This window comes from Streptomyces adustus, assembly GCF_009377175.1.
GTDB classification, from domain to species: Bacteria; Actinomycetota; Actinomycetes; order Streptomycetales; family Streptomycetaceae; genus Streptomyces; species Streptomyces adustus.
In genome coordinates this window covers 1-13,401 of sequence record NZ_VJZD01000253.1, presented here as the reverse complement: position 1 = coordinate 13,401, position 13,401 = coordinate 1, and the positions used below count along the sequence as shown (strand labels likewise).

General features: G+C 72.2%; 11 protein-coding genes and 1 pseudogene. 10 read left to right on the top strand and 2 right to left on the bottom strand.

The window, feature by feature from the left end:
- Positions 1-187 (bottom strand): annotated as a pseudogene (locus tag FNH09_RS49160) (hypothetical protein); the annotation flags it as partial.
- A 313-nt stretch (positions 188-500) separates the two neighbouring features.
- Between FNH09_RS49160 and FNH09_RS38095 the strand changes: the two are divergent.
- The 4 genes from FNH09_RS38095 to FNH09_RS38080 all read left to right on the top strand — a co-directional run bounded on the left by FNH09_RS38095 (position 501) and on the right by FNH09_RS38080 (position 5,166).
- Positions 501-1,433, top strand: a complete 933-nt coding sequence (locus FNH09_RS38095; RefSeq protein ID WP_152894447.1) for an SCO0930 family lipoprotein — start codon at positions 501-503, stop codon at positions 1,431-1,433.
- A gap of 350 nt (positions 1,434-1,783) precedes the next feature.
- Positions 1,784-2,596 carry an SAM-dependent methyltransferase gene (locus FNH09_RS38090; RefSeq protein ID WP_152894446.1) on the top strand — a complete coding sequence of 271 codons (813 nt, stop codon included), beginning with the start codon at positions 1,784-1,786 and terminating at the stop codon, positions 2,594-2,596.
- Positions 2,593-4,728 carry an EAL domain-containing protein gene (locus FNH09_RS38085; protein ID WP_162469717.1) on the top strand — a complete coding sequence of 712 codons (2,136 nt, stop codon included), beginning with the start codon at positions 2,593-2,595 and terminating at the stop codon, positions 4,726-4,728. The genes FNH09_RS38090 and FNH09_RS38085 overlap by 4 nt, the downstream gene beginning before the upstream one ends.
- Before the next feature lie 51 nt (positions 4,729-4,779).
- Positions 4,780-5,166 carry a DUF4440 domain-containing protein gene (locus tag FNH09_RS38080; RefSeq protein ID WP_162469716.1) on the top strand — a complete coding sequence of 129 codons (387 nt, stop codon included), beginning with the start codon at positions 4,780-4,782 and terminating at the stop codon, positions 5,164-5,166.
- Positions 5,167-5,249: 83 nt separating this feature from the next.
- Here FNH09_RS38080 and FNH09_RS38075 read toward each other — a convergent pair whose 3' ends face one another.
- Positions 5,250-6,134 (bottom strand): LysR family transcriptional regulator, encoded by an 885-nt coding sequence (locus FNH09_RS38075; RefSeq protein ID WP_152894445.1) that lies wholly within the window; start codon positions 6,132-6,134, stop codon positions 5,250-5,252.
- 131 nt (positions 6,135-6,265) lie between these two features.
- Here FNH09_RS38075 and FNH09_RS38070 point away from each other — a divergent pair, with 131 nt between their 5' ends.
- The 6 genes from FNH09_RS38070 to FNH09_RS38045 all read left to right on the top strand — a co-directional run bounded on the left by FNH09_RS38070 (position 6,266) and on the right by FNH09_RS38045 (position 13,040).
- Positions 6,266-6,937 carry a succinate dehydrogenase gene (locus tag FNH09_RS38070; protein WP_152894444.1) on the top strand — a complete coding sequence of 224 codons (672 nt, stop codon included), beginning with the start codon at positions 6,266-6,268 and terminating at the stop codon, positions 6,935-6,937.
- A 1-nt stretch (position 6,938) separates the two neighbouring features.
- The gene (locus FNH09_RS38065; protein WP_152894443.1) at positions 6,939-8,885 is read left to right on the top strand and encodes a fumarate reductase/succinate dehydrogenase flavoprotein subunit; all 1,947 of its coding nucleotides are present in this window, start codon (positions 6,939-6,941) and stop codon (positions 8,883-8,885) included.
- Complete coding sequence (locus FNH09_RS38060; RefSeq protein ID WP_152894442.1) at positions 8,882-9,631, top strand: succinate dehydrogenase/fumarate reductase iron-sulfur subunit; 750 nt, start codon at positions 8,882-8,884, stop codon at positions 9,629-9,631. The genes FNH09_RS38065 and FNH09_RS38060 overlap by 4 nt, the downstream gene beginning before the upstream one ends.
- A gap of 194 nt (positions 9,632-9,825) precedes the next feature.
- Positions 9,826-11,325, top strand: a complete 1,500-nt coding sequence (locus FNH09_RS38055; protein WP_162469715.1) for a glycosyltransferase family 39 protein — start codon at positions 9,826-9,828, stop codon at positions 11,323-11,325.
- A gap of 144 nt (positions 11,326-11,469) precedes the next feature.
- A complete protein-coding gene (locus tag FNH09_RS38050; RefSeq protein ID WP_375976512.1) occupies positions 11,470-12,246 on the top strand; it encodes a GNAT family N-acetyltransferase in 777 nt (258 codons plus the stop codon).
- Entirely contained in the window at positions 12,246-13,040 is a 795-nt protein-coding gene (locus tag FNH09_RS38045; RefSeq protein WP_152894440.1) for a lysophospholipid acyltransferase family protein, read from the top strand. The genes FNH09_RS38050 and FNH09_RS38045 overlap by 1 nt, the downstream gene beginning before the upstream one ends.
- Positions 13,041-13,401: the final 361 nt, after the last annotated feature.

The following is a 13,401-nucleotide window of genomic DNA, read 5'->3' as shown; positions in this document are numbered from 1 at the left end:
CCGGGCACGACGGGGGAGTGGGCCAGGCGCCGCCTCCTGTGACCGCCACCGCGTGCGCGCCGCCTCCCGCGACCGCCACCGCGGCCATGCCGTCCGGGCCGGTCGAGGCCCATGCGCAGGCGTCGGCGGCCGCGGTGCCGGCCGGTGCGCCCACCAGCGTCCAGACCAGCGTGACAACGGCCAACACCCTTGTGACGAAGGCGGATCGGGTCGGTTCGGGTCCTTGCACGACGGAGATCATTCGCTCTGCCGGGGCGGCACACGCGGGACCGGTCGAGGATTGCCCCGAAGGAGGGACAGGTGCCGTACGGCGGTTTGAGCGGCTCGCCGGGGCGGGGCGCCCGGCGCGTACGCGCGTACGAGGTGGGAGGGGTGGGACACAGGCTCCGGAAAGAATTTCGTGCTGTGACTGAACACAACCCCCCTGCCCGTGCGTACCCAGTGTCGTGCGGCGGCTCACAGGGAGTCGCAACACCAAGTCGATGATCGGGGAGTTGACGATGAAGACCTCCTGGCGGAGCGCCTCTCTCGTGGCAAGCGCTGTGTCCGTGCTGGCGCTGACGACGGCGTGCGGCCAGGAAAACGGCACGCCGGCCGCCAGCCAGAACGTCGGGGCCACGGCCGCGGCCGGCAGCTACGGCAGCGCGGGTACCGGTCTCGGCGCGGACACCTCCAACAACGACCCGGTGGCGCAGACCGCCACCGCCGGTGAGCTCACCGTGTCCGACAACGCCCAGCTCGGCAAGGTGCTCACCGACAGCACCGGTCTGACCCTGTACCGCTTCGACCAGGACACCGCGGAGCCGCCGAAGTCGAACTGCGACGGCGACTGCGCCACCACCTGGCCGCCGGTTCCCGCGAACGACGCCACGGCCGGTGAGGGCATCGACAAGTCGCTGCTCGGCGAGGTCACCCGCTCCGACGGCACGAAGCAGCTGACCGTCAACGGCTGGCCCGCGTACCGCTACGCCAAGGACACCAAGGCCGGTGACACCACCGGTCAGGGCGTGGGCAACAAGTGGTTCGCGCTGGCCCCCGACGGCAAGAAGGCGAAGGCGGCCAGCACGGCCGGACTCTCCGTCCGCAAGGACCCCAACCTGGGTGACATCGTCGTCGACAAGAACGGCATGACGGTCTACCGGTTCCTCAAGGACAAGGCGTGGCCCAAGTCGGTGTCGAACTGCACCGGCGCCTGCCTGGAGAAGTGGCCGGCGGTCGGGCCCGTCGCCACGAACGACACCGAGGGTGTCGTGAAGAAGGGCCTGATGAGCTTCACCCGGCCCGACGGGGTCAAGCAGCAGACGGTCAACTGCTGGCCGATCTACACCTTCTCCGGTGACAAGGCGCCCGGGGACATCAACGGTCAGGGCGTCGGCGGTACCTGGTACGCGGTGTCCCCCGACGGAAAGCCGGTCGGCGCGCCGAAGCAGTAGGGATCACCTCCCCAGGGCTGATCGCTGCTGCCCGATGACGCGCACGACCCAGATCCGCCCCCTCCGGCCGCACGGAGGGGGCGGATCGTTGTGCGTGGTGGATCTGCTTAACCCGGAGTTTCCCCGACGATTGATCGAACTTCATTATTCTCGGGGAGTCTTCGGAGCTGCCCGGACACTTCGGCAGTGACTCGGGCACCTTTCGTGCGGCGTGCACCGGACCTCCCTCCGGCACGTGCCGCAGGCAGTGACCGGGAACGGACGGTCAATTTCCGTTTCCGCTCGCTCCTTTGGCGGGCGATCAGTAGCCTCAGCTCGAACACCGGATCGTCCACGCCTTGGAGGGTTGGATGGAGCGTCCCGCTTGGGCCCCACGGAGCATCGACATCTCGGTGCCGAGCGTTTCGCGCATCTACGACTACTACCTGGGCGGTTCGCACAACTTCGAGGTCGACCGGGAAGCCGCCCGCAGAGCCATGGAGTTCATGCCGGGACTTCCCAGGATCATGCAGGCGAACCGGGCGTTCATGCGCCGCGCGGTGCGCTTCGCGGTCGCCGAGGGCGTCACCCAGTTCCTCGACATCGGCTCCGGCATCCCCACCCACGGCAACGTCCACGAGGTGGCGCAGGCCGCGGCCCCCGGCGCGCGGGTGATGTACGTGGACCACGACCCGGTGGCCGTCGCGCACAGCGAGGCGGTGCTCGCGGGCAACGACGACGCGGACGTGGTCGCCGCCGATCTGCGCAAGCCCAGGGAGATCCTGTCGAGTCCTCAGGTCCGGCAGCTGATCGACCTGAATCGTCCAGTGGCGCTGCTTCTCGTTGCCATACTGCACTTCGTGGAAGACACGGACGACCCGTACGGTGCGGTGGCGGAGCTGCGCGAGGCACTCGCGCCCGGCAGCCTGCTGATCCTCACGCATGCCTCGTACGAGGGAATCCCGCTTCCGCCGGAGCGGGCCGAGGGCGCGGTGGACGTGTACAAGGACATTCGCAACCCGCTCATCATGCGCTCGCGGAACGAGATCGAGCGGTTCTTCGAAGGGTACGACATGGTGGAACCGGGACTGGTGCCGATGCCGCGGTGGCGGCCGGACACGGCGCCGGAGGACGACGACCCCTACGCCTACTCCGGTTTCGCGGGCGTGGGGCGTACGGCGTGACCGCGGAACCGGACGGCCCCGAGGACAGACTGCGGCGGTTCGCCACGATCTGGAGCCGGGCGGTGTACCCGGTCACCTCGACGTCCCTGACCCGGCCGGAGTTCGAGGCACTGCTGCTGCCGCTGGCCAGGCGGCTCAGCCAGGCGCTGCGGGCCCGCAGCTTCGACGCCGCCGAGGGCAAGGCGGTCGGCGCCGCCCTCGTCGCGGCGCACTGCACGGACCCCGACGCGCTCAGCCGCGCGCTGGACTGCGTCGACGCCTATCTGGTGCTCTACTGCGGCGGCGACGGCTCCCAGGAGGGCCTGCGGACCCGTTCCTCCCGGCTCCAGCACGCCATGTCCGCCGGGTACGCGCAGGCGCTGCGCGACCGCACGCTCGCCGAGCAGGAGGCGATCGCCCGGGCCGCGCTCCAGGCGCAGGGCGTGGTCGCCCAGGCGCTGCACGCGAGCGAGGCGCGCTTCCGGGCCGTGTTCGAAGGCGCGGCCATAGGCATCAGCATCGCCGACCTGGACGGCAACGTCCTGGAGGTCAACGGGGCGATGCTGCGCATGTTCGGCGGCTCCGAGCAGACGCTGCGCGGCCGCAACGTCCGGGACTGGACGCACGCCGAGGACGCGCCCCAGGTCTGGCGGCTGTACGAGGAACTCGTGCGCGGCGACCGCGAGCACTACCACGTGGAGAAGGCCTACTACCGCCCCGACGGGACGGTGCTGTGGACCAATCTCACGGTCTCCCTGCTGCGCGACGCCGACGGTGCGCCGCAGTACCAGCTGGCGCTGATGGAGGACACCACCGAGCGCCGCCTGCTCAACCTCCGGCTGCGCTACGAGGCCACGCACGACGCGCTCACCGGGCTGCCCAACCGCACCCTGTTCTTCGAACGGCTGGAGAAGGTGCTGAGTTCCGGCCCGGGACAACGGTTCGGACTGTGCTACCTCGACCTGGACGGCTTCAAGACCATCAACGACAGCCTCGGCCACGCGGCCGGCGACCGGCTGCTCGTCGAGGTCGCCGACCGCCTCCAGTCCTGCGCGACCGCGCCCGGCGAGATGGTCGCGCGGCTGGGCGGCGACGAGTTCGTGGCACTGACCACCGGGCCCGACACCCAGCGGGAGGTCGACGAGCTCGCCGCCCGCATCATGAACGCCCTGGTCGCCCCGATCAGCGTCGACGGCCGGGAGCTGACCGTGCGCGGCAGCATCGGCGTGGTCGAGGGCGAGGCCCAGGAGCGCAGCGCGGCGGAGGTGCTGCGCAGCGCCGACATCACGATGTACCGGGCCAAGTCCGCAGGCGGCAACCGCTTCGAGCTCGCCGACCCGGAGGCCGACGCCCGCGCCATCACCCGGCACGGGCTCACCACGGCACTGCCGGCCGCGCTGGAGCGGGGCGAGTTCTTCATCGAGTACCAGCCGCTGGTCCACCTCGGCGACGGCAGCGTGCACGGCGCCGAGGCGCTGGTGCGCTGGCTGCATCCGCAGCACGGCGTCCTCGGACCCGACCGATTCATCCCGCTCGCCGAACACACCGGCCTGATCGTCCCGTTGGGCCGCTGGGTGCTGGAGCAGTCGGTCCGGCAGGCCGGCCGGTGGCACGAACGCCACGCCGACAGCGGCCCGTTGCGCATCAACGTCAACCTCTCGCCCTGCCAGCTCACCCACCCCGGCCTGGTGCAGGACACCGTCGAGATCCTGGAGCGCACCGGTGTCGCCCCCGAGGCGCTCTGCCTGGAGGTGACCGAGTCGGCGCTGATCGGCGCGGACGACGACCTGCTCAAACCGCTGCGCCGGCTGGCCGAGATGGGCGTCGACATCGCGCTGGACGACTTCGGCACCGGCTACTCCAACCTCGCCAACCTGCGACGGCTGCCGGTGAGCATCCTCAAGCTGGACCGCTCCTTCACCCAGAGCATGCAGCAGTTCCCGGCCGACCCCGTCGATCTGAAGATCGTCGAGGGGATCGTCTCGCTCGCCCACAGCCTGGACCTCGCGGTGACCGTCGAGGGCGTCGAAACCGGCGCCCAGGCCGAGCAGTTGCGGATCCTGGGCTGCGACACGGCCCAGGGCTGGTACTACGCCCGCCCCGGCCCGCCGGAGCGGCTGCACGAGCTGGCGCTGGTGGACGCGACGCGGTGAGCGCCGCAATCCGGTTGCGCGGGTGCCGGGTCCCCGTGTGAGCATCGGCGCGTGACCGATGACTCAGACGCCGTGAACGAGGCGATCGCCGCCGAACTGCGCCTCCTGGACCCGGCCGTCCGCTCCTCCCGGGCCGAGGCCGTCCGGCTGCTCGACCCGGAGTTCGTCGAGGTGGGCGCCTCCGGGCGGCGCTACACGTACGAGGAGACCGTGGCCGGGCTGCCCGACAAACCGGGCAGCTCGGCCGACGGTCCGTGCTACCGGGCCTCGGCGTTCACCGGAGTGGTCCTGGCGCCCGGCCTGGTGCACCTCACCTTCGAGACCGAGTTCGACGGCGTGCGCGCCCGGCGCACCTCCCTGTGGCGCCGACGCGACGCGGAGACGGGCTGGCGCATGTACTACCACCAGGGCACCCCGGTCCCGCCGGAGATCGACTAGGGCCCGTCCGCCCGTCCGCCCGTCCGCCCGGTGGACGGGCCGGAGCGGTCGCGGGGGCCACGGCCGGGCAGGCGCGCTCCCGCTCACCGCTCCAGCAGCATCCGCTGGAGCTCGCGGGCCGCCCGCGGCGGTGCCACATCGCTGCGGTGGGCGAGGGCGATCGTGCGCTGGAGGCCCGGCTGGGCCAGCGGGGTCACCCGCAGCCCGTGCCCGGCGCGCGCGGCCACCATGCGCGGTACGACGGCGACGCCCAGCCCGGCCCGTACGAAGCCCAGCACCGCGTCCATCTCACCGCCCTCCACCGCGAAGTCCGGCTCGAAGCCCTCGACGCGGCACGCCGCCACGGTCAGCTCCCTGAGGTCGTAGCCGTGCCGGAACATCACCAGCCGCTCGCCCTCCAGATCGGCCACGCGCACCGTCTGCCGCCCGCCGCCGGGCGGGTCCGCCTCCGGTGACGACACCACCACCAGGTCCTCGCGCAACAGCTCCACCGTGGTCAGCGCGGGCGACGGGGTCGGCAGCGGCAGCACGACCAGCGCCAGGTCCAGGGCGCCGCGGGCCAGCTCCCGTACGAGGTCGTGCGAGCCGCTCTCCTCGATGAGCAGCCGGACGCCGGGGTAGCGGTCGTGGAAGGCACGCAGCACGTCCGGCAGCAGACCGGTGCACAGGCTCGGGGTCGCGCCCAGCCGCACCCGGCCGCTGCGCAGCTGCAACAGCTCCAGCACCTCGTGCCGCGCGGTGTCCGCGTCGGCCAGGATGCGCCGGGCCAGCGGCAGCAGCGCCTCGCCCGCGTCGGTGAGCGTGATGTTGCCCCGGGCGCGCAGGAACAGGTCCGCCCCCAGCTCCCGCTCCAGCGCCTTGATCTGCTGCGACAACGAGGGCTGCGCCACATGGACGGCTTCAGCGGCCCGGGTGAAGTGCCGGGTCTCGGCGACCGCCACGAAGTACTGGAGCTGCTGGAACTGCATACCTCCACGATAACCCACCGATAGTCACAGGCTATGGATTCGAGCTGGACCATGTCTTGGACCGATCGGGACCTTCGGCCCTAACGTCAGGACCCATGGCTCTGGCAACGCGGACGGACCGACGGCCGTCCATGGCACGCACCGTGTGGGACTCCACCGTCGGCAAGAAGACCGTGATGGCGGTCAGCGGACTGATCATGCTGCTGTACCTGGTGGTCCACATGGTCGGCAACCTGAAGATCTACTTCGGGGCCGGCGAGTTCAACCACTACGCACACTGGCTGCGCACCATCGGCGAACCGTTCATGCACTACGAGTGGACGCTCTGGATCATCCGGGTCGTCCTGGTGGTGGCCGTCGTCGCGCACGCGGTCTCCGCCTACCAGCTCAGCCGCCGCGACCTCAGGGCGCGCCCGGTCAAGTACGTGCACAAGCGGCCGCGGGCGAGCTACGCCACTCGCACCATGCGCTGGGGCGGGATCATCCTCGGCCTGTTCATCGTGTGGCACATCCTCGACCTGACCACCGGCACCGTGCACTCCGGCGGCTTCCAGGAGGGCCACCCCTACCAGAACGTCGTCGACACCTTCTCCACCTGGTGGGGCGACGTCGTCTACATCGTCGCGATGCTCGCCCTCGGCCTGCACGTGCGGCACGGCTTCTGGAGCGCCGCCCAGACCCTCGGGGCCGGCAGCCGCACCCGCGACCGCGCCCTCAAGACCGTCGCGAACGTCCTCGCGCTGCTGCTCACGATCGGCTTCATCGCCGTACCCGTGGGCGTCATGACCGGAGTGGTGAGCTGACATGACCTACACCGACTACACCACCGGCGAACCCGTCGCCGACACCAAGGCCCCCACGGGACCCGTCGCCGAGCGCTGGGACACCCGCCGCTTCGAGGCCAAGCTGGTCAACCCGGCCAACCGGCGCAAGCACACCGTCATCGTCGTCGGTACGGGACTCGCGGGCGGCTCGGCCGGCGCCACCCTCGCCGAACAGGGCTACCACGTCGTCCAGTTCTGCTACCAGGACTCCCCGCGCCGGGCCCACTCCATCGCCGCCCAGGGCGGCATCAACGCCGCGAAGAACTACCGCAACGACGGCGACTCCGTGCACCGCCTCTTCTACGACACCGTCAAGGGCGGCGACTTCCGGGCCCGCGAGTCCAACGTCCACCGCCTCGCGCAGATCTCGGTCGAGATCATCGACCAGTGCGTCGCGCAGGGCGTGCCGTTCGCCCGCGAGTACGGCGGTCTGCTCGACACCCGCTCCTTCGGCGGCGTCCAGGTCTCCCGCACCTTCTACGCGCGCGGCCAGACGGGCCAGCAACTCCTGCTCGGCGCCTACCAGGCGCTGTCCCGCCAGATCGCCGCCGGGAACGTCGAACTGCACCCGCGCACCGAGATGCTAGACCTGATCGTCGTCGACGGACGGGCCCGCGGCATCGTCGCCCGCGACCTGATCACGGGCCGTATCGACACGTACTTCGCGGACGCCGTAGTCCTCGCCTCCGGCGGCTACGGCAACGTCTTCTACCTGTCGACCAACGCCATGAACTCCAACGCCACCGCCGTCTGGCGGGCGCACCGGCGCGGCGCGTACTTCGCCAACCCCTGCTTCACCCAGATCCACCCCACCTGCATCCCGCGCACCGGCGACCACCAGTCCAAGCTGACCCTGATGAGCGAGTCGCTGCGCAACGACGGCCGTATCTGGGTGCCCAAGGCCAAGGGCGACGACCGCCCGCCCAACCGCATCCCCGAGGACGAGCGCGACTACTACCTGGAGCGCATCTACCCCTCCTTCGGCAACCTCGTCCCGCGCGACATCGCCTCGCGCGCCGCCAAGAACGTCTGCGACGAGGGCAGGGGCGTGGGTCCCGGCGGCCAGGGCGTCTACCTCGACTTCGCCGACGCCATCGCGCGGATGGGACGCAAGGCCGTCGAGGAGAAGTACGGCAACCTCTTCGACATGTACGAGCGGATCACCGCGGAGAACCCGTACGAGGTGCCGATGCGGATCTATCCCGCCGTGCACTACACGATGGGCGGCCTGTGGGTCGACTACGACCTCCAGACCACCGTCCCCGGCCTGTTCGCGATCGGCGAGGCCAACTTCTCCGACCACGGCGCCAACCGTCTCGGCGCCTCCGCGCTGATGCAGGGACTGGCGGACGGCTACTTCGTCCTGCCCGCCACCATCAACGACTACCTGGCCCGCGTCCCGCTCCAGGAGCCGGTCGGCGCCGAACACCCCGTCGTCCAGGAGGTGCTGGCGGAGACCGAGGACCGGCTGAACCTGCTCCTGTCCGTCGACGGCGACCGCACCCCGGACTCCTTCCACCGCGAACTCGGCGAGCTGATGTGGGAGTTCTGCGGCATGGCCCGTACGGACGCGGGGCTGCGCAAGGCCCTGGAGCGCATCCCGCAGATCCGCGAGGAGTTCTGGCGGCGCATCAAGGTCCCCGGCACCGGTGAGGAGTTCAACCAGTCCCTGGAGAAGGCCAACCGGGTCGTCGACTACCTGGAACTCGCCGAACTCATGTGCCTCGACGCCCTGCACCGCGCCGAGTCCTGCGGCGGCCACTTCCGCGAGGAGTCCCAGACCCCCGACGGCGAAGCGGCCCGCAGGGACGAGGAGTTCGCCTACGCGGCCGCCTGGGAGTTCACCGCGACCGGCGAGCCCCCGACCCTGCACAAGGAAGACCTGGTCTTCGAGTACGTCCACCCCACCCAGCGGAGCTACGCATGAAGCTCACCCTGCGCGTCTGGCGGCAGCCCAACGCCGACGCCGAAGGCGCCATGTCCACGTACGAAGTGGACGGGATCTCCTCCGACATGTCCTTCCTGGAGATGCTCGACACCCTCAACGAGGAGCTCATCCTCAAGGGCGAGGACCCCGTCGCCTTCGACCACGACTGCCGCGAGGGCATCTGCGGCGCGTGCAGCCTGGTGATCAACGGCGACGCGCACGGACCCGAGCGCACCACCACCTGCCAGCTGCACATGCGGTCCTTCCGGGACGGCGACACCATCGACGTCGAACCCTGGCGGGCCTCGGCCTTCCCGGTCGTCAAGGACCTGGTCGTGGACCGCTCGGCCTTCGACCGGATCATCCAGGCCGGCGGCTACATCACCGCCCCGACCGGCGCCGCGCCCGAGGCGCACGCCACCCCGGTGCCGAAGCCGGACGCCGATCTCGCCTTCGAGCACGCCGAGTGCATCGGCTGCGGCGCGTGCGTCGCGGCCTGCCCGAACGGCGCGGCGATGCTGTTCACCTCGGCCAAGGTCAACCACCTCAACGTCCTGCCGCAGGGCGCGCCCGAGCGCGAGAGCAGGGTCCTGGACATGGTGGCCCAGATGGACGCGGAGGGCTTCGGCGGCTGCACCCTCACCGGAGAGTGCGCCACCGCCTGCCCCAAGGGCATCCCGCTGGTGTCCATCACCGGCATGAACCGGGAGTGGCTGCGCGCCACCCGCAGGGCCGCGGGCCGCTGAGGGCCCGGAGACGTTCGCCGACAAGGTGCGGACGGGCGGGACCGGGAGTGGTGCTCATCCCCGGTCCCGCCAGGCACCCGACGGTCACGACACCAGCCCCCGACCCGCCGGGACCGAGGCCGAACAGGGGAAAGCCGCCGGGTCGGGCGGGTCGTGGAAGCGGCCCGGCCCGCCCCGCGGCTATGGCTGTCGGCATGGCACTCCTCTCTCCTCCCGCCCCGGCCACCGGGGACACCCCGGCGCCGGCAGGGCGGCCCGACCGGCGGACCTTCCCCGGCGGTCCATGGCTGTGGCCCACGCTGACCACCCTCGCCGCCGCGCTGTACCGGATCGGCGAACCCCTGCTCGGGCGCGACGAACTGACGAGCTGGGACATGTCCGCACGCAGCGTCGGACAGGTGCTCGCCACCGTGCGCCGGGTGGACGCCGTGGTGGGCACGTACTACCTGCTCCTGCACGGCTGGACCCGCCTGTTCGGGGACTCGCCCCTGGCCCTGCGCCTGCCCTCGGCCCTGGCCATGGCCGCCACCGCGGCCTGTGTGGCGCTCATCGGGCAGCGCCTGTTCGGCCGCCGCGCCGGACTGGCCGGCGGTCTGCTGTTCGCCCTGATCCCGGGGGTGAGCCGGTTCGCCCACGAAGCCCGCCCGTACGCCCTGGTGATGCTGGCCGTGACCCTGTCCGCGCTGCTGCTGCTGCGCGCCCTGGACCGGCCGCGCAGCGCGGGCCGCTGGGCGCTCTACGCACTGGCGGTGGTGGCCGTCGGACTGTTCCACCTGGTCGCGCTGACCTGTCTGGTGGCGCATCCGGTCCTGGTGGCCCTGCGGGGCCGGCCGGATCGCCGCCGCTGGTGGGGTTTCTGTTCGGCCGTCACGGCCGCGGTCGCCGCGCTGTTCCCGCTGGTCGCGCTGGGCAGCACACAGACCGGGCGGCAGAGCTCCTGGATCGCCCGACCGGACGGCTGGGGCCTGCTCGACATCTGGTCGCAGCTGTTCTACTCCGGTCTGTGCGCCGGGGCGCTGATGCTGCTCGTCGCCCTGGCGTTCGGGCAGCGTCGGGACGCCGTCGCCTTCTGCCTGGTCTCGGCGCTGGTGCCCCCGCTGGTGATCTGGACGGTGTCCCAGGGCGGGATGTCGTACTTCTACTTCCGCTACATGCTGTTCACCCTGCCGGCCCTCGCGGTGCTGGCCGGAGCCGGGCTCGCGGCCGCCGCCCGGACCCGGCCGGCGATCGCCTCGGTGCTCGCCGCCCTCACGCTGCTCACCCTGCCCGAACAGCTCGCCCTGGGCGAGCCGCTGGCGCACTACTGGACCGGCGGCCCCGACTACGCGGCGGCCGCCCGGACCATCAGCCGCTACTACGCGCCGGGCGACGCGATCGTCTACGACCGGGACGAGGAGGCGGGCATGTTCCCCCTCGGCGTCCGCTACTACCTGCCCCGCGACCTCGTGCTGCGCGACGTCTTCCTCGACGAGCCGGCCGTCAGCCGCGACGACCTGCTGTCGACGGACTGTCCGCAGCCGGAGAAGTGCCTGCGCGGCGAGAAGCGCATCTGGCTGGTGGTGATGGGCGACCAGAACGATCCGTTCGACGGCCTGCCGCCGCTCCAGGCCGCTGCCCTTCGCGCCCATTACACCGCGTACGGGGCGGATCGCCCGGGTGGACTGACGGTGGCCCTGCTGCTGCGGACGAAGTGACGCGGCGGTATTCAGTACGCAAAGAACCGGTCATTCAGCAGCCGCACATCCACGGGCCCCGCACAGGACACGTCGAGGCCAGCCAGGGGCGGAAGAAGTGAGGTGCAGATGTCCTCACGCTTCAGCCCGGCACAGGAGACCGTCATGACCGCCATGCCCGCCTCGCCCCCCGCAGTGGCCGCCCCGGCCGGAGGATCCGGCTATCTGGTCTCGCTCGCCCGCGACCAGGACGACGTCCGAGCCGCTCAGCGCCTGCGGCACCAGGTGTTCGCAGGCGAGCTGGGCGCCCGCCTGGACGGCCCCGAACCGGGCCTGGACGTGGACGCCTTCGACGCCTACTGCGATCACCTTCTCATACGCGACGGCGCCACCGGCGAGGTGGTCGGCACCTACCGGCTGCTGCCGCCCGAGCGGGCCGCGGTCGCCGGACGCCTTTACTCCGAGGGCGAGTTCGACCTCGGACCGCTCGCTTCGATCCGGCCCGGACTGGTCGAGGTCGGCCGCTCCTGTGTGCACCCCGACCACCGGGACGGCGCGGTCATCGGCCTGATCTGGGCCGGGATCGCCCGCTACATGGTCGAGCGCGGCCACGAGTGGCTGGCGGGCTGCTGCTCCGTCCCGCTCGCCGACGGCGGCGCGCTGGCCGCGGCGACCTGGGACCGGGTGCGCGAGAAGCACCTGGCGCCCGAGGAGTTCCGGGTGCGGCCGCTGCGGCCCTGGACCGCGCCCGCGGGCCTGACCCTGCCCGCGCGCACCGAACTGCCCGCCCTGCTGCGCGGCTACCTCCGGCTCGGCGCCTGGGTGTGCGCCGAGCCCGCCCACGACCCCGACTTCGGGGTCGCCGACCTGTACGTGCTGCTGTCGATGCGCCGGGTCAACGAGCGCTACCTGCGGCACTTCCTCTCGCTCGTCCCGGCCTGATGAGCGTCTGGCTGCCCAGCGCGCCCTGCACCCCCGGGGCGTGCGTGGAGCCGACGGGCTCCGCCACCGCCGTACCGCGGGCCGTACTGCGGACGACGGCGATGACGGTGCTGCTGCTCGCGGGGATCACGCTGGTGCCGCTGGGCCGGTGGATCCCCGCGGAGGCGATACGCCGGTGGAGCCGGTGGATCGTACGGGCCGCCGGGGTGCGGATCCGGGTCACCGGCCCGGCCGCGCCCACCGGCGGGCTGCTCCTGGTCGCCAACCACATCTCGTGGCTCGACATCCCGCTGCTCGCCGCCGTGCGGCCCGCCCGGATGCTGGCCAAGGCGGAGATCCGGCAGTGGCCGGTGGCTGGCCCGCTGGCCGCGGGCGGCGGTGTGCTGTTCATCGACCGCGACCGGCTGCGGGCCCTGCCCGACACCGTGGCCCGCATGGCGGACGTGCTGCGGAGCGGCGGGGCGGTCGCGGTCTTCCCCGAGGGCAGCACCTGGTGCGGCCGGGCCCAGGGCGACTTCCGCCGGGCGGCCTTCCAGGCCGCGCTCGACGCGGGGGCGGCGGTCCAGCCGGTGCGCATCCGCTACCGGTTCGCCGGGGGAGCGGCCAGTACGGCGCCCGCGTACGTCGGCGACGACTCGCTGCTCGCCTCGGTGTGGCGGGTGGTGTCGGCGCGCGGGCTGATCGCCGAGGTGGAGGTCCGGCCCGCCCTGCCCGCGGGCGCCCTCGCCGACCGCCGCGACCTCGCCCGCGCGGCGCAGCACAGCCTGGGCGTACGGGCCGGCGGGCACCCCTGACGGCGGCGGCCCTTCCGGTCGGCCGACGGGTGTTCCCGACGGCCGGCGCGCACCCCTGACGGCCGGCGGGCGGCGGGACCGTGTGCGGTCCCGCCACCCCCGCGCCGGACAGGTGCCATGGCACTGCCCCGCGCCCGCGCCACGGCGTCGGCCGGTGCTCCTCCGACGCGCCGGCGAGCGCCGGGAGACCTCCCGGGGCGTGGGACCGTGGAACCGCTGTTCCCGCCCGGCGCCAACGCGCCCCGCCCTTCCCGACACCCGTGCGCCCCGCCGGGCCCGTGCGCCCAGTCCTGCCCGGCGCCCGTGCGCCCCGCCGGGATCGCGCCCGGGCGTGCCTTGATCCCGGGATGCGGGGCGAGGG